This is a genomic window from Burkholderia sp. BCC0506, assembly GCF_902833145.1.
Lineage (GTDB): Bacteria > Pseudomonadota > Gammaproteobacteria > Burkholderiales > Burkholderiaceae > Burkholderia.
In genome coordinates, this window is record NZ_CADFEN010000016.1 from 123,641 (window position 1) to 140,245 (window position 16,605).

Consider the following 16,605-nt stretch of genomic DNA (forward strand, 5'->3'; position numbering starts at 1 on the left):
GCTTACTTCTTCAGCGCTTGCGCTGCACGACGCGGACCCTTGCGGGTACGTGCGTTCGTACGCGTACGCTGACCGCGCATCGGCAGGCCCTTGCGATGACGGACGCCGCGGTAGCAACCGAGGTCCATCAGGCGCTTGATGTTCATCGTCACTTCACGGCGCAGATCGCCTTCGACGACAAACTTGCCTACTTCTTCACGCAGCTTTTCCAGGTCTGCGTCGGTCAGATCCTTGACCTTCTTCGAAAAATCGACGCCAGCTGCCACGCAGATGCTGCGCGAACGGGTGCGGCCGATACCGAAGATAGCCGTCAGGCCGATCTCGGTATGCTGGTGATTCGGGATGTTAACCCCTGCGATACGAGCCATTGTTTTTCCTCAAACAAAAAGCGCAAACAAACGCGCGGTCAGCCTTGGCGCTGCTTGTGGCGCGGATCCGAGCTGCAGATCACGCGAACGACGCCTTTGCGCTTGATGATCTTGCAATTGCGGCAAATGCGCTTAACCGATGCCATCACTTTCATGATAATACCCTTTTTTCAAATCACTTCGCCCGGAACACGATCCGCGCACGAGACAGATCGTAAGGCGTCAATTCAACCGTCACCTTGTCGCCCGGCAGGATGCGGATGTAGTGCATCCGCATCTTCCCGGAAATATGCCCCAACACGACATGGCCGTTTTCCAGCTTCACGCGGAAGGTCGCATTCGGGAGGTTTTCAATCACCTCACCCTGCATCTGGATTACATCGTCTTTGGCCATAGTCCTTTCAACGCATCGGGATGTTGCCGCCCTTGAAGTTCGCCTTCTTGAGCAGTGATTCATACTGTTGCGACATAACGTACGACTGCACCTGCGCCATAAAGTCCATCGTGACGACGACAATGATCAGCAGCGACGTTCCACCAAAATAAAACGGCACGTTCCAGCGCAGCACCAGGAATTCCGGCAGCAGACACACGAAGACGATGTAGATCGCACCGGCCAGCGTCAGACGCGTGAGGATGCGGTCGATATATCGTGCGGTCTGATCGCCCGGACGGATGCCCGGAACAAACGCGCCGCTCTTCTTCAGGTTGTCCGCGGTCTCCCTGCTGTTGAACACCAGTGCGGTGTAGAAGAAGCAGAAAAACACGATTGCCAGCGTGTACAGCAGCACATAGACCGGCTGGCCCGGCTTCAGCGCTTCCGCAACGTTATGCAACGTATTGGAAATCCAGCTTCCTGTCGGCTGACCGGTACTGAACCAGCCGAGAATCGTTGCCGGGAACAGAATGATCGACGATGCAAAGATCGGCGGAATCACGCCCGACATGTTCAGCTTCAGCGGCAGATGCGACGACTGCCCACCGTAGATCTTGTTGCCGACCTGACGCTTCGCGTAGTTCACGAGGATCTTGCGCTGACCGCGTTCGATGAACACGACCAGGTAAGTCACCGCGGCGATCAGAACGACGATGATGATCGCCGAAATGATGCTCATCGAACCCGTACGCACCAGCTCGAACAACCCACCCACGGCATTCGGGAACCCTGCTGCGATCCCGCCGAAGATGATGATCGAGATACCGTTGCCCAGACCGCGCTCGGTAATCTGCTCGCCGAGCCACATCAGGAACATCGTGCCCGTCACCAGCGTCACGACCGTCGTCAGACGGAACAGCATGCCGGGATCGGTGACGAGGCCCGGCTGGTTTTCCAGCGCAGCCGCGATACCGAACGCCTGGAAGGTCGCGAGCACCACGGTGAAATACCGCGTGTACTGCGTGATCTTCCGTTGCCCTGCCTGCCCTTCCTTCTTCAGCGCCTCGAGCTGCGGCGAAACGATCGCCAGCAACTGCATGATGATCGACGCCGAGATGTACGGCATGATCCCCAGCGCAAAGATCGTGAAGCGGGACAGCGCGCCACCCGAGAACATGTTGAACATGCCCAGGATGCCGCCCGCCTGGCTCTGGAACAGCTTGGCCAGTTGATCCGGATCGATGCCCGGCACGGGAATGTGCGCGCCGATGCGATAGACGATCAGCGCCAGGAGCAGGAACATCGCTCGCCGGCGCAGATCGCCGAATTTCGCCGTGCTTCGACCGGGTTTTGCAAGACTCGGGCTGTTAGCCAAGTACCTTCTCCGATGAATGCAAGTGACGACGCGCTACGCGTGTCACTCGGCGAACGAACCGCCAGCCGCTTCGATCGCAGCGCGCGCACCCTTGGTGGCGCCGAGACCCTTCACGACGATCTTGCGCTTCAGTTCGCCCGTCGCGATGATCTTTGCGCTCTTCGTCAGTTCGCCGACCAGGCCGGCTTGCTTCAGTGCGAGCAGATCGATCTCGTCGACCGGCAGCTTCTCGAGGTCGCCCAGGCGCACTTCGCCGACGAATTCCTTCGTCAGCGACGTGAAGCCGCGCTTCGGCAGACGACGTTGCAGCGGCATCTGACCGCCTTCGAAACCGACTTTGTGGAAGCCGCCCGAACGCGATTTCTGACCCTTGTGACCACGGCCAGCCGTCTTGCCGAGGCCCGAACCGATGCCACGACCGACGCGACGCTTGGCGTGCTTGGCGCCAGCGGCCGGCTTCAGGTTATTCAATTCCATATCAACTCCTTGATCCGTAGGGCCGCTTACGCGATGACCTTAACGAGGTACGAGACCTTGTTGATCATGCCGCGGACCGCCGGCGTGTCCTGCAGCTCGCTAACCGAGTTGAGTCGGCGCAGGCCCAGGCCACGCACGGTCGCACGGTGCGATTCGCGGGTCCCGATCAGGCTCTTGACGAGCTGAACCTTGACAGTTTTTTCAGACATGGTGACCACCCGGGCTTAGCCCAAAATTTCTTCGACGGACTTGCCGCGCTTCGCCGCGATGTCTGCCGGGGTCGACTGCTTGCGCAGGCCGTCCAGCGTGGCGCGAACGAGGTTGTACGGGTTCGTCGAACCGTGGCTCTTCGCCACGACGTTCTGAACGCCCATCACGTCGAACACTGCGCGCATCGGGCCACCGGCGATCACGCCCGTACCTGCCTTCGCCGGAGCGAGGAGGACGGCCGATGCGCCGTGCTTGCCGTGCACTTCGTGTTGCAGCGTGCCGTTCTTGAGCGGCACCTTGAACATGTTGCGGCGAGCTTGTTCCATTGCCTTCTGGACAGCGACCGGCACTTCCTTCGCCTTGCCCTTGCCCATACCGATGCGGCCATCGCCGTCGCCGACTACGGTCAGTGCGGCGAAGCCGAGAATACGGCCACCCTTCACGACCTTGGTCACGCGGTTGACCGAAATCATCTTTTCGCGAAGGCCGTCGTCGCGCTCGTCAGCCTGAACTTTCGCTTGCATCTTTGCCATGACGAATTCCTTCCCTTAGAACTTGAGCCCAGCTTCGCGAGCTGCCTCAGCCAGCGCCTTGACGCGGCCGTGGTAGCGGAAGCCCGAGCGGTCGAAGGCGACGGATTCGATGCCGGCAGCCTTTGCCTTCTCGGCAATACGCTTGCCGATCAGCGTCGCGGCATTAACGTTGCCGCCCTTGCCCGACTTGTCGGCCAGTTCAGCGCGCACTTCCGCTTCGAGCGTCGACGCGCTGGCGAGCACCTTGGTGCCGCAGGGCGAGAACACTTGAGCGTAGATGTGCGTGTTCGTGCGATGCACGGCGAGACGCGCGACCTGCAGCTCAGCGATCTTGATACGCGTCTGGCGAGCGCGGCGCAGGCGAGATTGAGTCTTATCCATGATTGCGCACCCTTACTTCTTCTTCGTTTCTTTGAGGATCACAACCTCGTCGGCATAACGCACGCCCTTGCCCTTGTACGGCTCCGGCGGACGGTAACCGCGGACTTCCGCAGCCACTTGACCGACTTGTTGCTTGTTGATCCCCTTGATCACGATTTCGGTTTGCGTCGGGGTTTCAGCCTTGACGCCTTCCGGCATCTGGTGCACCACCGGGTGCGAGAAACCCAGCGACAGGTTCAGCTTGTCGCCTTGCGCTTGCGCACGGTAACCGACGCCAACCAGCGTCAGCTTGCGCTCGAAACCCTTGGTCACGCCGTGCACGGCATTCGCGATGATCGCGCGCATCGTGCCCGACAGTGCATTTGCTTCGCGGCTTTCGTCGACCGGCGACAGATTCAGCGTGCCGTCGTTGTTCGCCACGTTCACGAGCGGATTGATCGCTTGCGTGATGGTGCCCAGCGGGCCCTTGACGGTGATTGCACCGTCGGCCAGCTTGACTTCCGCGCCTTGCAGCGCGATCGGGCTCTTACCTACTCGAGACATGTTTCTCTCTCCTCGGCTTTAAGCGACGTAGCAGATGACTTCGCCGCCGACGCCGGTAGCGCGCGCCTTGCGGTCGGTCATCACGCCCTTCGGCGTCGACACGATTGCCACACCGAGGCCGTTCATGACCTGCGGAATGTCGTTGCGGCCGCGGTACACGCGCAGACCAGGCTTCGACACGCGCTCGAGGCGTTCGATGACCGGGCGACCTGCGTAGTACTTCAGCGCGATATTCAGTTCGGACTTCGCACCTTCCGCCTTCACGGCGAAATCGTCGATATAACCTTCGTCCTTCAGTACTTGCGCGATTGCAACCTTGACCTTCGACGAGGGCATCGCGACCGATACCTTCTCGACCATCTGCGCGTTGCGGATGCGAGTCAGCATATCGGCGATAGGATCACTCATGCTCATTTACGTTTCTCCTATTACCAGCTCGCCTTGGTCAGGCCAGGAATCTCGCCACGGAATGCGATTTCACGAATCTTGTTACGCGCGAGGCCGAATTTACGGAACGTGCCACGCGGACGGCCCGTGATCGCGCAGCGGTTACGCTGGCGGGTCGGGTTTGCGTTGCGGGGCAGTTGCTGCAGCTCCAGGCGTGCTTCGTAGCGCTCTTCTTCCGACTTGCTTTGGTCTTCGACGATCGCCTTCAGCGCTTCGCGCTTTGCTGCGAACTTCGCGACCAGGCGGGCGCGCTTCTTTTCACGTTCGATCAGTGCCAGTTTAGCCACGGTAACCTCAGTTTCTGAACGGGAACTTGAAGCTGGCGAGCAGAGCCTTTGCTTCGTCGTCGGTCTTCGCAGTCGTCGTGATGCTGATGTTCAGCCCACGCAGTGCGTCGATCTTGTCGTAATCGATTTCGGGGAAAATGATCTGCTCTTTCACACCGATGTTGTAGTTGCCACGGCCATCGAAAGCACGACCCGACACGCCGCGGAAGTCACGCACGCGGGGCAGGGCAACCGTCACGAAACGGTCGAGGAATTCGTACATCGCGCGGCCACGCAGCGTCACCATCGCGCCGATCGGGTAACCCTGGCGGATCTTGAAGCCTGCGATTGCCTTGCGAGCCTTCGTGACGACCGGCTTCTGGCCGGCGATCTTCGTGAGGTCGCCAACGGCGTTCTCGATGATCTTCTTGTCAGCGATCGCTTCGCCAAGACCCATGTTCAGCGTGATCTTGGTGATGCGCGGCACTTCCATGACCGACTTGTAACCGAACTTCTCGATCAGGCCGGGCACAACCTTTTCTTTGTAAAACTCTTGAAAACGAGCCATTTTTTACTCCGCTGCGTCAGGCGCTCAGTACGGCACCGGTCGTCTTCAGGAAGCGAACCTTCTTGCCTTCCTCGACCTTGATGCCAACACGCGACGCCTTGCCATTCGCGTCGACCAGTGCGACGTTCGAAATATGCAGGGGCATCGTCTTCGCTTCCACGCCGCCCGTCGTACCCTTCATCGGGTTCGGCTTCACATGCTTCTTGACGAGGTTGATACCTTCAACCGTCACATGTTCTGCACCGACAGCCAGCACGACGCCGCGCTTGCCCTTGTCCTTGCCAGTGACGACGATGACTTCGTCACCTTTGCGAATCTTGTTCATCGCGACTCCTTACAGCACTTCCGGCGCCAGCGAAACGATCTTCATGAATCGTTCGCTACGCAGCTCACGCGTCACCGGCCCGAAGATACGGGTGCCGATCGGCTCGAGCTTGTTATTCAAAAGCACAGCGGCGTTGCCGTCGAACTTGATCAGCGAGCCGTCTTGACGGCGCACGCCCTTGGCGGTGCGGACCACCACGGCGTTGTAAATTTCGCCTTTCTTCACGCGCCCGCGCGGCGTTGCCTCTTTGACGCTCACCTTGATGATGTCGCCAATGCCGGCATAACGACGCTTCGAGCCGCCGAGCACCTTGATGCACAGGACTTCACGTGCACCCGTGTTGTCGGCTACTTCGAGCCGAGATTCGGTCTGGATCATGGTTTGTCTTTCCCAACTTAATCCGGATGCACCACCATGATGCATTCGGTCAGTCTTGGTCCCGTCAGCCAATCGGCTGCTTGGGTTGGAACAGCAGCGACGGCAAACGAAACCCGCCATCGCAATTCGGTGAATCTTTCGGACAGGCAGGCGCCAGTCCGCTTCCCCCACCAACTTCGCCCGCGACGGGGCTCCCATAAAGAGGGAAGACCGGGATTATAACAAATAATCCCGGTCACGCAAGCAAAAACTTTGCGATTTCAAGCACTTCGTGGCGAAGTGCCCGTTACTGCCTACTGCGCTGCCCGCTTAGATGACGCGAGCGGCTTCGACGAGGCGCGACACCGTCCAGGCCTTCGTCCTCGAAACAGGACGCGTTTCCTGGATTTCGACGAGATCGCCTTCGTTGTAGGTGTTCGCTTCATCGTGCGCGTGGTACTTCTTCGAACGCACGACATACTTGCCGTAGATCGGGTGCTTGACGCGGTGCTCGATCAGCACGGTGACGGTCTTGTCCATCTTGTTGCTGACGACCCGACCGACCAGCGTCCGCTTCAGCGAGGTTTTCACGCTATCGTTCATTTCTGGTTCGCCTTCTGAGTCATGACGGTCCGCACACGTGCGATGTCGCGACGAACCTTCTTCAGCTGGCTCGTGTTCGTGAGCTGCTGGGTCGCGAGTTGCATGCGCAGGCCGAATTGCGCCTTCAGCAGGTCCGCCAGCTCCTTGTTGAGCGCGGCCTGGTCTTTCTGGAGAAGTTCGGAAGCCTTCATGTTTTCTCCTTAGGCGCCGAGCTGGCGCACGATGAATGCCGTCTTCAGCGGCAGCTTGGCTGCAGCCAGACGGAACGCTTCGCGTGCCAGTTCTTCGGTTACGCCGTCCATTTCATAGAGCATCTTGCCCGGCTGAATCTCGGCGACGTAGTACTCCGGGTTACCCTTACCGTTACCCATACGCACTTCGGCCGGCTTCTGCGAAATCGGCTTGTCCGGGAAGATCCGGATCCAGATGCGGCCGCCACGCTTGATGTGACGCGTCATTGCACGACGCGCCGCTTCAATCTGACGTGCGGTCAAACGACCGCGACCGATCGCCTTCAGGCCGAATTCACCGAACGACACGGCGTTGCCGCGCGTCGCCTTGCCGGTGTTACGACCCTTCTGCTCTTTACGATACTTTCTGCGTTTCGGTTGCAGCATCGTTATTCTCCAGTCTTGCCGTCTTCGGGCTTGCCGGCGCCGCGGCGCGGTGCGCCACGACGAGCACCCGGAGCGCCGCCTTCGCCGTCACGGCGCGGACGACGGTCGCCCGGACGCGCATTGCGACGCGGACGCTTGTCTTCGGCTACTTCTTCCACCACCGGTGCGTCGTTGCGGCCGAGCGTATCGCCCTTGTAGACCCACACCTTGACGCCGATGATCCCGTAAGTCGTCTTCGCTTCCGAAGTCGCGTAGTCGATATCAGCACGCAGCGTGTGAAGCGGCACGCGACCTTCGCGATACCACTCCGTACGAGCGATTTCGATACCGTTCAGACGGCCTGCGCTCATGATCTTGATGCCTTGGGCACCCAGACGCATCGCGTTCTGCATCGCACGCTTCATCGCGCGACGGAACATGATCCGGCGCTCGAGCTGTTGCGTGATCGAGTCAGCGATCAGCTGAGCATCGGTTTCCGGCTTGCGGATTTCTTCGATGTTGACGTGAACCGGCACGCCCATGCGGCGTTGCAGTTCCGTCTTCAGCTGTTCGATATCCTCGCCCTTCTTGCCGATGACCACGCCCGGACGCGAGCTGTAAATCGTGATGCGCGCGTTCTTCGCCGGTCGCTCGATGACGACCCGACCGACCGAAGCGTTCTTCAGCTTCTTCTTCAGGTATTCACGAACACCGATGTCTTCCTGCAGCATCGCCGCGAAATTGTTGTTGTTCGCGTACCAACGCGAAGCCCAATTGCGGCTGACAGCCAGGCGGAAGCCAGTCGGATGAATTTTCTGTCCCATCGTATGGCTCCTTAATTCCCGACCGTCACAGTGATGTGACAGGATTGCTTCTCGATGCGGTTACCGCGGCCCTTTGCGCGCGCGGTGAAACGCTTGAGCGATGCAGCCTTGTCGACGTAGATGCTCTTGATCTTGAGCTCGTCGATATCAGCGCCTTCGTTGTGCTCCGCATTCGCGATTGCCGACAGCACAACCTTCTTCACGATGCCAGCCGCCTTCTTCGGCGAGAACGTCAGAACGTTCAGCGCCTTGTCGACCGGCAAACCGCGGATCTGGTCAGCCACAAGGCGCGTTTTCTGCGCCGAGATGCGGGCACCGCGATGAATTGCTTTCACTTCCATCTTGATTGCCCCTTATTTCTTGGCCTTCTTGTCGGCTGCGTGACCCTTGAACGTACGGGTCAGTGCGAACTCGCCAAGCTTGTGGCCGACCATGTTTTCCGAGATGTACACCGGAACGTGTTGACGGCCGTTGTGAACAGCGATCGTCAGGCCGATGAAATCCGGCAGAATCGTCGAGCGACGCGACCAGGTCTTGATCGGCTTTTTGTCGCGCGAAGCTGCAGCCGCCTCAACTTTCTTCAGCAAATGGGCGTCGCAGAACGGACCTTTTTTAACAGAACGTGCCATTGCCTACTCCTTAACGCTTGTGACGGCGCTGGACGATCATCGTCGTCGTGCGCTTGTTGCTGCGGGTGCGGTAACCCTTGGCCGGCGTACCCCACGGGCTCACCGGGTCGCGACCTGCAGCCGTCTTGCCCTCACCACCACCGTGCGGGTGATCGACCGGGTTCATCGCAACGCCACGCACCGTCGGGCGGATACCGCGCCAGCGGTTCGCGCCAGCCTTGCCGATCTGGCGCAGGCTATGCTCTTCGTTGCCGACTTCACCGATCGTTGCACGGCACTCGATGTGCACGCGGCGGATTTCGCCCGAACGCAGACGAACCTGCGCGTAGACGCCTTCACGTGCGAGCAGCATGGCCGACGTACCAGCCGAACGCGCCATTTGCGCGCCCTTGCCCGGCAGCATCTCGATGCAGTGGATCGTCGTACCGACCGGAATGTTGCGGATCGGCAGCGTGTTGCCTGCACGGATCGGCGCTTCCGAACCCGACATCAGCTGTTGGCCGACGGTCAGGCCCTTCGGGGCGATGATGTAGCGACGCTCGCCGTCCGCGTACAGCACCAGCGCGATGTTCGCGCTGCGGTTCGGGTCGTACTCGAGACGCTCGACCTTTGCCGGGATGCCATCCTTCGTGCGACGGAAATCGACGATACGGTAGTGCTGCTTGTGACCACCACCCTTGTGACGCGTGGTGATACGACCGTTGTTGTTACGGCCGGCGGTCGAGCTCTGCGAGTCGAGCAGTGCCGCGTACGGCTTGCCCTGGTGCAGGTTCTTGTTGACCACCTTGACCATCGCGCGGCGACCCGGCGAAGTCGGTTTAACTTTCACGATTGCCATGATTACTTGGCCTCCGCTTCAAAGTTGATTTCCTGGCCGGGCTTCAGGCAAACGTACGCCTTCTTCACGTCCTTGCGGCGGCCCATCGAACGGCCGAAGCGCTTTTGCTTGCCCTTCTGAACCAGCACGTTGACGGAATCAACTTCAACCTTGAACAGCAGCTCGACAGCCGCCTTCACTTCCTGCTTCGTGGCATCCGGTGCGACTTCGAACACGACTTGCTCGTTCTTGTCGGCAACCAGCGTCGCCTTTTCCGAGATCACCGGTGCGAGCAGGACCTGCATCAAACGATGATCGTTCTTGCGAATCTCGCTCATGACAGCAACTCCTCGATCTGGGCGACCGCAGCCTTCGTGACCAGCACTTTCTTGAAGTAGATCAGCGACAGCGGGTCAGCGTAGCGCGGCTCGACAATCGCCACGTGCGGCAGGTTGCGCGAAGCCAGGTACAGGTTCTCGTCGACCGTATCCGTGATGATCAGAACGGAGTCGAGACCCATGGTCTTGAATTTGTCGGCCAGCAGCTTGGTCTTCGGCGCTTCGAGGACGATGTCTTCGACGACCGACAGACGGCCTTCACGGGCCAGCTGCGAGAAGATCGAGCAGAGACCTGCGCGATGCATCTTCTTGTTGACCTTGTGCGAGAAGTTTTCTTCCGGGGAGTTCGGGAAGATACGACCACCGCCACGCCACAGCGGGCTCGACGACATACCGGCACGAGCGCGGCCCGTACCCTTCTGGCGCCACGGCTTCTTGGTCGTGTGCTTGACTTGCTCGCGGTCCTTCTGTGCGCGGTTACCCTGGCGAGCATTCGCCTGGTAAGCGACGACGACCTGGTGGATCAGCGCTTCGTTGTAGTCACGACCGAACACGACGTCCGATGCGTTGACCACTGCACCTTCCTGACCATTTTCGTTCAGGAGCTTGAGTTCCATTATTTCGCCCCCTTGGTCTTGACGGCCGGCGTCACGAAAACCTTGCCGCCCTTCGCGCCCGGAATCGCGCCCTTCACGAGCAGCAGCTTGCGCTCTGCGTCGATACGAGCGATTTCGAGGTTCTGCACCGTCACCGTCACGTCACCCATGTGACCCGTCATGCGCTTACCCGGGAAAACACGACCCGGATCCTGCGCCATACCGATCGAGCCCGGCACGTTGTGCGAGCGCGAGTTACCGTGCGTGGCACGGCCGGAGGAGAAGTTGTAACGCTTGATCGTACCGGCGTAGCCCTTACCGATCGACACGCCTTGCACGTCGACCTTCTGGCCCACTTCGAAAAGATCGGCACCGACGACGGCGCCATTCGACAGCTCGGCTGCCTTGGCCGCATCAATGCGGAATTCCTTGAGGATTTCACCGGCTTCGACACCGGCTTTGGCGAGATGACCTGCCAGCGGCTTCGTCACGCGCGATGCACGACGGGAGCCGAATGCAACCTGCACGGCCGTGTAGCCGTCGGTTTCAACAGTCTTGATCTGCGTCACGCGGTTGTCCGACACGTCCAGCACGGTGACGGGAATCGAATCCCCTTCCGCCGTGAAGATACGGGTCATGCCAACCTTGCGACCTACGAGTCCAAGGCTCATCATTTTCTCCATTCCCGACTGCGATTGGTCGGGGCTGATTTACAAAATGCCGGGCACGCAAGGCCCAACTTTTTTACGCGAATACGCGAAAAGCCAAGCAGTATAGCCCGACTTCCCGATTTCCGCAAGCAATACAAAGACTTAGCACCGCCCGGCGAGCCGGCCGGCGCCGAAAGCCTTACTGCAGCTTGATTTCCACGTCGACGCCAGCCGGCAGGTCGAGCTTCATCAGCGCGTCAACGGTCTTGTCCGTCGGGTCGACGATGTCCATCAGGCGCTGGTGGGTACGGATTTCGAGCTGATCGCGCGACGTCTTGTTGACGTGCGGCGAACGCAGGATGTCAAAACGCTGAATGCGCGTCGGCAGCGGCACCGGGCCACGGACGATTGCGCCAGTCCGCTTCGCGGTATCGACGATTTCGGCAGCCGATTGATCGATCAGACGATAGTCGAAAGCCTTCAGGCGAATGCGGATTTTCTGTTGCTGCATGACGATTCCTTGAAAAGAGCGAGGCGATGTTGCATCGCCGGACACTAAAAGAACGCGAAACCTGTTGCCTGCGGGGAGCGAAGCGCCCGGTTCCGAACGGTACTTCCACTGCTAAGCCCGCGATTCTACACGAAAATTCACAGCGGTGGTGGGCGTTTGTCAATACGGCGATTCGCACACCACAAAGAAAAACCGGGTGCCAGATCGAACTGGACACCCGGTTTCGACGGTACAACGGCGTACCGCGGGAATCGCGGGCCCCGTCGGAGCCCGCGGATCGTCGATATTACTCGATGATCTTGGCGACGACGCCTGCGCCGACGGTACGGCCGCCTTCGCGGATTGCGAAGCGCAGACCTTCTTCCATCGCGATCGGCGCGATCAGCTTCACCGTGATCGACACGTTGTCGCCCGGCATCACCATTTCCTTGTCCTTCGGCAGCTCGATCGAGCCCGTCACGTCCGTCGTACGGAAGTAGAACTGCGGACGGTAGTTGTTGAAGAACGGCGTGTGACGGCCGCCTTCGTCCTTGCTCAGCACGTACACTTCTGCCGTGAAGTGCGTGTGCGGCGTGATCGAACCCGGCTTCGCCAGAACCTGGCCGCGCTCCACGTCTTCACGCTTCGTGCCGCGCAGCAGGATACCCACGTTGTCGCCTGCCTGACCTTGGTCCAGCAGCTTGCGGAACATTTCAACGCCCGTGCAGGTCGTCTTCACCGTCGGCTTGATACCGACGATTTCGATTTCCTCGCCGACCTTGATGATGCCGCGCTCGACACGACCGGTCACCACCGTACCGCGGCCCGAGATCGAGAACACGTCTTCCACCGGCATCAGGAACGCGCCGTCAACCGCACGCTCCGGCGTCGGGATGTACGTGTCCAGTGCGTCCGCCAGGTTCATGATCGCCACTTCGCCCAGCTCGCCCGTGTCGCCTTCCAGCGCCAGCTTTGCCGAACCCTTCACGATCGGCGTGTCGTCGCCCGGGAAGTCGTACTTCGACAGCAGCTCGCGAACTTCCATCTCGACCAGCTCGAGCAGTTCTGCGTCGTCCACCATGTCGCACTTGTTCAGGAACACGATGATGTACGGAACGCCAACCTGACGTGCCAGCAGGATGTGCTCACGCGTTTGCGGCATCGGGCCGTCTGCTGCCGAGCAAACCAGGATCGCGCCGTCCATCTGCGCTGCGCCCGTGATCATGTTCTTCACATAGTCAGCGTGGCCCGGGCAGTCGACGTGTGCGTAGTGGCGGTTCGCCGTTTCGTACTCGACGTGTGCCGTGTTGATCGTGATGCCGCGCGCCTTTTCTTCCGGTGCCGCGTCGATCTGGTCGTACGCCTTCGCTTCGCCGCCGAACTTCTTCGTCAGAACCGTCGTGATCGCTGCCGTCAGCGTCGTCTTGCCGTGGTCAACGTGACCAATCGTACCAACGTTCACGTGCGGCTTGGTCCGCTCAAACTTTTCTTTTGCCATGATTCTCTTCTTTCAAAAAATAATCAGTTGGTAGCTACAGAATTTACTTCGACTTCGCGCTGATGATCGCGTCGGCAACGTTGCGCGGAGCTTCGGCGTAGTGCTTGAACTCCATCGTGTACGTTGCGCGACCTTGCGTCAGCGAGCGCAGCGACGTCGAGTAACCGAACATTTCCGACAGCGGCACTTCGGCGCGCACGATCTTGCCGCCGCCAACCATGTCTTCCATGCCCTGGACGATACCGCGACGGCCCGACAGGTCGCCCATCACGTTGCCCATGTAGTCTTCCGGCGTCTCGACTTCGACAGCCATCATCGGCTCGAGGACGACCGGGTTCGCCTTGCGCATCGCTTCCTTGAACGCCATCGAACCGGCCATGCGGAACGCATTTTCGTTCGAGTCGACGTCGTGGTACGAACCGAACGTCAGGTGAACCTTCACGTCGACGACCGGGAAGCCAGCCAGCACGCCCGACTTCAGCGTGTCCTGGATACCCTTGTCGACCGCAGGGATGTATTCACGCGGAATCACACCACCCTTGATCTCGTCGAAGAACTCGTAGCCCTTGCCTTGTTCGTTCGGCTCGAGCGTGATGACCGCGTGACCGTACTGGCCGCGACCACCCGACTGCTTGACGAACTTGCCGTCGACATCCTTCGCCGTCGAACGGATCGTTTCGCGGTATGCAACCTGCGGCTTGCCGACGGTTGCTTCCACGCCGAATTCGCGCTTCATCCGGTCGACCAGAATTTCGAGGTGGAGCTCGCCCATGCCCGAAATGATGGTCTGGCCCGACTCTTCGTCGGTCTGCACGCGGAACGACGGGTCTTCCTGAGCCAGACGGTTCAGTGCGAGGCCCATCTTTTCCTGGTCGGCCTTGGTCTTCGGCTCGACCGCCTGCGAAATCACCGGCTCCGGGAACACCATGCGTTCGAGAACGATCGGGTTCGCCGGGTCGCACAGCGTGTCGCCCGTGGTGGCTTCCTTCAGGCCGACTGCTGCGGCGATGTCGCCTGCGCGGACTTCCTTGATTTCTTCACGCTGGTTCGCGTGCATCTGCAGAATACGGCCGAGGCGCTCCTTCTTGCCCTTGGTCGAGTTCAGCAGCGTGTCGCCCGAGTTGACGACGCCCGAGTACACACGGAAGAAGATCAGCTGGCCGACGAACGGGTCGGTCATGATCTTGAACGCGAGCGACGAGAACTTCTCGTCGTCCGACGCCTTGCGCTCGGCTTCTTCGCCGTTTTCGAGTTCGCCCTTGACCGGCGGGATGTCGACCGGCGACGGCAGGAAGTCGATCACGGCGTCGAGCATGCGCTGCACGCCCTTGTTCTTGAACGCGGTACCGCACAGCATCGGCTGGATTTCGCACGCGATCGTACGATCACGCAGCGCCTTGACGATGTCGGCTTCCGGCAGATCGCCTTCTTCCAGGTACTTGTTCATCAGGTCTTCGCTGGCTTCGGCAGCCGCTTCGACCATCTTTTCGCGCCATTCCTTGCAGGTCTCCGCGAGCTCGGCCGGGATGTCGACGTAGTCGAACTTCGTGCCTTGCGACGCTTCGTCCCAAATGATCGCCTTCATCTTGAGCAGGTCGACCACGCCCTTGAAGTTTTCTTCCGAGCCGATCGGCACCACGACCGGAACCGGATTCGCCTTCAGGCGCAGACGGAGCTGGTCGTAGACCTTGAAGAAGTTCGCGCCGGTACGGTCCATCTTGTTGACGAACGCGAGACGCGGCACCTTGTACTTGTTCGCCTGGCGCCACACCGTTTCCGACTGCGGCTGCACGCCGCCCACTGCGCAGTACACCATGCACGCGCCGTCGAGCACGCGCATCGAACGCTCCACTTCGATCGTGAAGTCGACGTGGCCCGGGGTGTCGATGATGTTGATGCGGTGTTCCGGATAGTTGCCGCCCATGCCCTTCCAGAAGGCCGTGGTAGCAGCGGACGTGATCGTGATGCCACGTTCCTGTTCCTGCTCCATCCAGTCCATCGTGGCTGCGCCGTCGTGGACTTCACCGATCTTGTGGTTCACACCGGTGTAAAACAGAATGCGCTCGGTCGTCGTCGTCTTGCCGGCGTCGATGTGAGCGCTAATACCGATATTGCGGTAGCGCTCGATAGGAGTCTTGCGAGCCACTTTGATCCTCTACTGGGATGACGTGATGCAGCCCTGCTGCATCACGCCTCAACACAAACGGGCGAGGCGCCTGAAAAGCGCACCCGCCCGGAATTTATTTCCGCAAACAGCCCAGCCAGGCGCTTAGAAACGGAAATGCGAGAACGCGCGGTTGGCTTCTGCCATGCGGTGAACTTCATCGCGCTTCTTCATCGCGCCGCCACGGCCTTCGGCCGCTTCGGTGAGTTCGCCTGCCAGACGCAGAGCCATCGACTTCTCGCTGCGCTTCTTCGCAGCCTCACGCAGCCAGCGCATCGCCAATGCCATACGACGCGACGGGCGCACTTCGACCGGAACTTGATAGTTGGCACCACCAACGCGGCGGCTCTTCACTTCGACCACCGGCTTCACGTTGTTGAGCGCAACCGTGAACACTTCCAGCGGGTCCTTGCCACCCTTAGTCTGGATTTGTTCGAATGCGCCATAAACGATGCGCTCTGCGACCGACTTCTTGCCGGACAGCATCAGCATGTTCATGAACTTGGCTACATCAACGTTGCCGAACTTCGGATCCGGCAACACTTCCCGCTTGGGGACTTCGCGACGACGCGGCATGATTCTTCCTTTACTTGTTCAGTTGGAGCTGCATCCAGCTCCGCGGCCACCAACAAACCCGATCACATCTTCACGACTAACCAGCTTGGCCGGGTGACCACTTACTCGACAGCACCGGCAATCCGGCACTCCCGCCTTGACCGCCCTGCGGCGATCCCTGATCAAAAACTGCTTACTTGGCAGCCTTTGCACGCTTCGCGCCGTACTTCGAGCGCGCTTGCTTACGGTCCTTGACGCCCTGGGTATCCAGCGAGCCGCGAACCATGTGGTAACGCACACCCGGCAAGTCCTTCACACGGCCGCCGCGGATCAGCACAACCGAGTGTTCCTGCAGGTTGTGGCCTTCACCGCCGATGTACGAAATCACTTCGAAGCCGTTCGTCAGACGAACCTTGGCGACCTTACGGAGTGCCGAGTTCGGCTTCTTCGGCGTCGTCGTGTACACACGGGTGCACACGCCGCGACGCTGGGGGCAGTCCTGCAGGGCCGGGCTCTTGCTCTTCGTCGTTTCCGACTGACGGCCTTTGCGAACCAGTTGGTTGATGGTTGGCATTGTTTATTCCTGAAATTGAACAAAATCTGCACGCCGATTTCGGGC

General features: G+C 60.0%; 29 protein-coding genes. All 29 read right to left on the minus strand.

Features of this window, described 5'->3' with window-relative positions:
- Positions 1-2: 2 nt before the first annotated feature.
- The 29 genes from rpsM to rpsL all read right to left on the minus strand — a co-directional run bounded on the left by rpsM (position 3) and on the right by rpsL (position 16,560).
- Positions 3-368, minus strand: a complete 366-nt coding sequence (rpsM, locus tag HWX62_RS29835; RefSeq protein WP_006400641.1) for a 30S ribosomal protein S13 — start codon at positions 366-368, stop codon at positions 3-5.
- A 38-nt stretch (positions 369-406) separates the two neighbouring features.
- Complete coding sequence (gene rpmJ / locus HWX62_RS29840; RefSeq protein ID WP_004199844.1) at positions 407-523, minus strand: 50S ribosomal protein L36; 117 nt, start codon at positions 521-523, stop codon at positions 407-409.
- A 20-nt stretch (positions 524-543) separates the two neighbouring features.
- Entirely contained in the window at positions 544-762 is a 219-nt protein-coding gene (gene infA / locus HWX62_RS29845; RefSeq protein WP_004521905.1) for a translation initiation factor IF-1, read from the minus strand.
- Positions 763-769: 7 nt separating this feature from the next.
- Positions 770-2,119, minus strand: a complete 1,350-nt coding sequence (gene secY / locus HWX62_RS29850; RefSeq protein ID WP_006482915.1) for a preprotein translocase subunit SecY — start codon at positions 2,117-2,119, stop codon at positions 770-772.
- Between the two features lie 42 nt (positions 2,120-2,161).
- Positions 2,162-2,596, minus strand: a complete 435-nt coding sequence (gene rplO / locus HWX62_RS29855) for a 50S ribosomal protein L15 (protein ID WP_006482880.1) — start codon at positions 2,594-2,596, stop codon at positions 2,162-2,164.
- Between the two features lie 26 nt (positions 2,597-2,622).
- Positions 2,623-2,805: a 50S ribosomal protein L30 gene (rpmD, locus tag HWX62_RS29860; RefSeq protein WP_006400644.1), complete on the minus strand. Its 183-nt coding sequence runs from the start codon at positions 2,803-2,805 to the stop codon at positions 2,623-2,625.
- A 15-nt stretch (positions 2,806-2,820) separates the two neighbouring features.
- Positions 2,821-3,339, minus strand: a complete 519-nt coding sequence (rpsE, locus tag HWX62_RS29865; protein ID WP_006482895.1) for a 30S ribosomal protein S5 — start codon at positions 3,337-3,339, stop codon at positions 2,821-2,823.
- 15 nt (positions 3,340-3,354) lie between these two features.
- Complete coding sequence (gene rplR, locus HWX62_RS29870; RefSeq protein WP_006477183.1) at positions 3,355-3,720, minus strand: 50S ribosomal protein L18; 366 nt, start codon at positions 3,718-3,720, stop codon at positions 3,355-3,357.
- A gap of 12 nt (positions 3,721-3,732) precedes the next feature.
- The gene (gene rplF / locus HWX62_RS29875) at positions 3,733-4,263 is read right to left on the minus strand and encodes a 50S ribosomal protein L6 (RefSeq protein WP_006477184.1); all 531 of its coding nucleotides are present in this window, start codon (positions 4,261-4,263) and stop codon (positions 3,733-3,735) included.
- Between the two features lie 18 nt (positions 4,264-4,281).
- Positions 4,282-4,677, minus strand: a complete 396-nt coding sequence (rpsH, locus tag HWX62_RS29880) for a 30S ribosomal protein S8 (protein WP_006477185.1) — start codon at positions 4,675-4,677, stop codon at positions 4,282-4,284.
- Between the two features lie 14 nt (positions 4,678-4,691).
- Positions 4,692-4,997 (minus strand): 30S ribosomal protein S14, encoded by a 306-nt coding sequence (gene rpsN / locus HWX62_RS29885; protein WP_006482884.1) that lies wholly within the window; start codon positions 4,995-4,997, stop codon positions 4,692-4,694.
- Positions 4,998-5,004: 7 nt separating this feature from the next.
- Positions 5,005-5,544: a 50S ribosomal protein L5 gene (gene rplE / locus HWX62_RS29890; protein WP_006482882.1), complete on the minus strand. Its 540-nt coding sequence runs from the start codon at positions 5,542-5,544 to the stop codon at positions 5,005-5,007.
- Positions 5,545-5,560: 16 nt separating this feature from the next.
- Complete coding sequence (rplX, locus tag HWX62_RS29895; RefSeq protein WP_006477187.1) at positions 5,561-5,869, minus strand: 50S ribosomal protein L24; 309 nt, start codon at positions 5,867-5,869, stop codon at positions 5,561-5,563.
- Positions 5,870-5,878: 9 nt separating this feature from the next.
- The gene (rplN, locus tag HWX62_RS29900; RefSeq protein WP_006482918.1) at positions 5,879-6,247 is read right to left on the minus strand and encodes a 50S ribosomal protein L14; all 369 of its coding nucleotides are present in this window, start codon (positions 6,245-6,247) and stop codon (positions 5,879-5,881) included.
- Between the two features lie 309 nt (positions 6,248-6,556).
- The gene (gene rpsQ / locus HWX62_RS29905; protein WP_175932056.1) at positions 6,557-6,829 is read right to left on the minus strand and encodes a 30S ribosomal protein S17; all 273 of its coding nucleotides are present in this window, start codon (positions 6,827-6,829) and stop codon (positions 6,557-6,559) included.
- Positions 6,826-7,020 carry a 50S ribosomal protein L29 gene (gene rpmC, locus HWX62_RS29910; RefSeq protein ID WP_006400652.1) on the minus strand — a complete coding sequence of 65 codons (195 nt, stop codon included), beginning with the start codon at positions 7,018-7,020 and terminating at the stop codon, positions 6,826-6,828. The genes rpsQ and rpmC overlap by 4 nt, the downstream gene beginning before the upstream one ends.
- 9 nt (positions 7,021-7,029) lie before the next feature.
- Positions 7,030-7,446: a 50S ribosomal protein L16 gene (gene rplP / locus HWX62_RS29915; protein WP_006482873.1), complete on the minus strand. Its 417-nt coding sequence runs from the start codon at positions 7,444-7,446 to the stop codon at positions 7,030-7,032.
- Between the two features lie 2 nt (positions 7,447-7,448).
- Positions 7,449-8,249 (minus strand): 30S ribosomal protein S3, encoded by an 801-nt coding sequence (rpsC, locus tag HWX62_RS29920; RefSeq protein WP_006482899.1) that lies wholly within the window; start codon positions 8,247-8,249, stop codon positions 7,449-7,451.
- Positions 8,250-8,260: 11 nt separating this feature from the next.
- The gene (rplV, locus tag HWX62_RS29925) at positions 8,261-8,590 is read right to left on the minus strand and encodes a 50S ribosomal protein L22 (RefSeq protein WP_004199272.1); all 330 of its coding nucleotides are present in this window, start codon (positions 8,588-8,590) and stop codon (positions 8,261-8,263) included.
- Positions 8,591-8,602: 12 nt separating this feature from the next.
- Positions 8,603-8,878: a 30S ribosomal protein S19 gene (rpsS, locus tag HWX62_RS29930; RefSeq protein ID WP_004199273.1), complete on the minus strand. Its 276-nt coding sequence runs from the start codon at positions 8,876-8,878 to the stop codon at positions 8,603-8,605.
- A gap of 10 nt (positions 8,879-8,888) precedes the next feature.
- A complete protein-coding gene (gene rplB, locus HWX62_RS29935) occupies positions 8,889-9,716 on the minus strand; it encodes a 50S ribosomal protein L2 (protein ID WP_034209733.1) in 828 nt (275 codons plus the stop codon).
- Positions 9,717-9,718: 2 nt separating this feature from the next.
- The gene (gene rplW, locus HWX62_RS29940; RefSeq protein WP_004199275.1) at positions 9,719-10,033 is read right to left on the minus strand and encodes a 50S ribosomal protein L23; all 315 of its coding nucleotides are present in this window, start codon (positions 10,031-10,033) and stop codon (positions 9,719-9,721) included.
- The gene (gene rplD / locus HWX62_RS29945; protein ID WP_040143046.1) at positions 10,030-10,650 is read right to left on the minus strand and encodes a 50S ribosomal protein L4; all 621 of its coding nucleotides are present in this window, start codon (positions 10,648-10,650) and stop codon (positions 10,030-10,032) included. The genes rplW and rplD overlap by 4 nt, the downstream gene beginning before the upstream one ends.
- Entirely contained in the window at positions 10,650-11,300 is a 651-nt protein-coding gene (gene rplC / locus HWX62_RS29950; RefSeq protein ID WP_006482922.1) for a 50S ribosomal protein L3, read from the minus strand. The genes rplD and rplC overlap by 1 nt, the downstream gene beginning before the upstream one ends.
- A gap of 178 nt (positions 11,301-11,478) precedes the next feature.
- Positions 11,479-11,790 carry a 30S ribosomal protein S10 gene (gene rpsJ / locus HWX62_RS29955; RefSeq protein ID WP_004199280.1) on the minus strand — a complete coding sequence of 104 codons (312 nt, stop codon included), beginning with the start codon at positions 11,788-11,790 and terminating at the stop codon, positions 11,479-11,481.
- Between the two features lie 286 nt (positions 11,791-12,076).
- On the minus strand, positions 12,077-13,267 hold the full coding sequence (gene tuf, locus HWX62_RS29960) for an elongation factor Tu (protein ID WP_034209732.1): 1,191 nt from the start codon (positions 13,265-13,267) through the stop codon (positions 12,077-12,079).
- 43 nt (positions 13,268-13,310) lie between these two features.
- Positions 13,311-15,413, minus strand: coding sequence for an elongation factor G (fusA, locus tag HWX62_RS29965; RefSeq protein WP_175932057.1), 2,103 nt, complete (start codon positions 15,411-15,413; stop codon positions 13,311-13,313).
- A gap of 123 nt (positions 15,414-15,536) precedes the next feature.
- Positions 15,537-16,007 carry a 30S ribosomal protein S7 gene (gene rpsG / locus HWX62_RS29970; protein WP_034209730.1) on the minus strand — a complete coding sequence of 157 codons (471 nt, stop codon included), beginning with the start codon at positions 16,005-16,007 and terminating at the stop codon, positions 15,537-15,539.
- Between the two features lie 172 nt (positions 16,008-16,179).
- Complete coding sequence (gene rpsL / locus HWX62_RS29975) at positions 16,180-16,560, minus strand: 30S ribosomal protein S12 (protein WP_006400662.1); 381 nt, start codon at positions 16,558-16,560, stop codon at positions 16,180-16,182.
- Positions 16,561-16,605: the final 45 nt, after the last annotated feature.

Bases quoted from the DNA above. Each gene is read 5' to 3' on its own strand.
- rpsL (WP_006400662.1), bottom strand. From the start codon at position 16,560: ATGCCAACCATCAACCAACTGGTTCGCAAAGGCCGTCAGTCGGAAACG.
- rplW (WP_004199275.1), bottom strand. From the start codon at position 10,033: ATGAGCGAGATTCGCAAGAACGATCATCGTTTGATGCAGGTCCTGCTC.
- infA (WP_004521905.1), bottom strand. From the start codon at position 762: ATGGCCAAAGACGATGTAATCCAGATGCAGGGTGAGGTGATTGAAAAC.
- rplE (WP_006482882.1), bottom strand. From the start codon at position 5,544: ATGGCTCGTTTTCAAGAGTTTTACAAAGAAAAGGTTGTGCCCGGCCTG.
- rpsC (WP_006482899.1), bottom strand. From the start codon at position 8,249: ATGGGACAGAAAATTCATCCGACTGGCTTCCGCCTGGCTGTCAGCCGC.
- tuf (WP_034209732.1), bottom strand. From the start codon at position 13,267: ATGGCAAAAGAAAAGTTTGAGCGGACCAAGCCGCACGTGAACGTTGGT.
- rplC (WP_006482922.1), bottom strand. From the start codon at position 11,300: ATGAGCCTTGGACTCGTAGGTCGCAAGGTTGGCATGACCCGTATCTTC.
- rpsS (WP_004199273.1), bottom strand. From the start codon at position 8,878: ATGGCACGTTCTGTTAAAAAAGGTCCGTTCTGCGACGCCCATTTGCTG.
- rpmD (WP_006400644.1), bottom strand. From the start codon at position 2,805: ATGTCTGAAAAAACTGTCAAGGTTCAGCTCGTCAAGAGCCTGATCGGG.
- rpsH (WP_006477185.1), bottom strand. From the start codon at position 4,677: ATGAGCATGAGTGATCCTATCGCCGATATGCTGACTCGCATCCGCAAC.
- rplR (WP_006477183.1), bottom strand. From the start codon at position 3,720: ATGGATAAGACTCAATCTCGCCTGCGCCGCGCTCGCCAGACGCGTATC.
- rpmC (WP_006400652.1), bottom strand. From the start codon at position 7,020: ATGAAGGCTTCCGAACTTCTCCAGAAAGACCAGGCCGCGCTCAACAAG.
- rplX (WP_006477187.1), bottom strand. From the start codon at position 5,869: ATGAACAAGATTCGCAAAGGTGACGAAGTCATCGTCGTCACTGGCAAG.
- rpsE (WP_006482895.1), bottom strand. From the start codon at position 3,339: ATGGCAAAGATGCAAGCGAAAGTTCAGGCTGACGAGCGCGACGACGGC.
- rplP (WP_006482873.1), bottom strand. From the start codon at position 7,446: ATGCTGCAACCGAAACGCAGAAAGTATCGTAAAGAGCAGAAGGGTCGT.
- rpsG (WP_034209730.1), bottom strand. From the start codon at position 16,007: ATGCCGCGTCGTCGCGAAGTCCCCAAGCGGGAAGTGTTGCCGGATCCG.
- rplN (WP_006482918.1), bottom strand. From the start codon at position 6,247: ATGATCCAGACCGAATCTCGGCTCGAAGTAGCCGACAACACGGGTGCA.
- rpmJ (WP_004199844.1), bottom strand. From the start codon at position 523: ATGAAAGTGATGGCATCGGTTAAGCGCATTTGCCGCAATTGCAAGATC.
- rplO (WP_006482880.1), bottom strand. From the start codon at position 2,596: ATGGAATTGAATAACCTGAAGCCGGCCGCTGGCGCCAAGCACGCCAAG.
- rplF (WP_006477184.1), bottom strand. From the start codon at position 4,263: ATGTCTCGAGTAGGTAAGAGCCCGATCGCGCTGCAAGGCGCGGAAGTC.
- rplD (WP_040143046.1), bottom strand. From the start codon at position 10,650: ATGGAACTCAAGCTCCTGAACGAAAATGGTCAGGAAGGTGCAGTGGTC.
- rpsJ (WP_004199280.1), bottom strand. From the start codon at position 11,790: ATGCAGCAACAGAAAATCCGCATTCGCCTGAAGGCTTTCGACTATCGT.
- rpsQ (WP_175932056.1), bottom strand. From the start codon at position 6,829: ATGAACGATAGCGTGAAAACCTCGCTGAAGCGGACGCTGGTCGGTCGG.
- rpsM (WP_006400641.1), bottom strand. From the start codon at position 368: ATGGCTCGTATCGCAGGGGTTAACATCCCGAATCACCAGCATACCGAG.
- rplV (WP_004199272.1), bottom strand. From the start codon at position 8,590: ATGGAAGTGAAAGCAATTCATCGCGGTGCCCGCATCTCGGCGCAGAAA.
- rplB (WP_034209733.1), bottom strand. From the start codon at position 9,716: ATGGCAATCGTGAAAGTTAAACCGACTTCGCCGGGTCGCCGCGCGATG.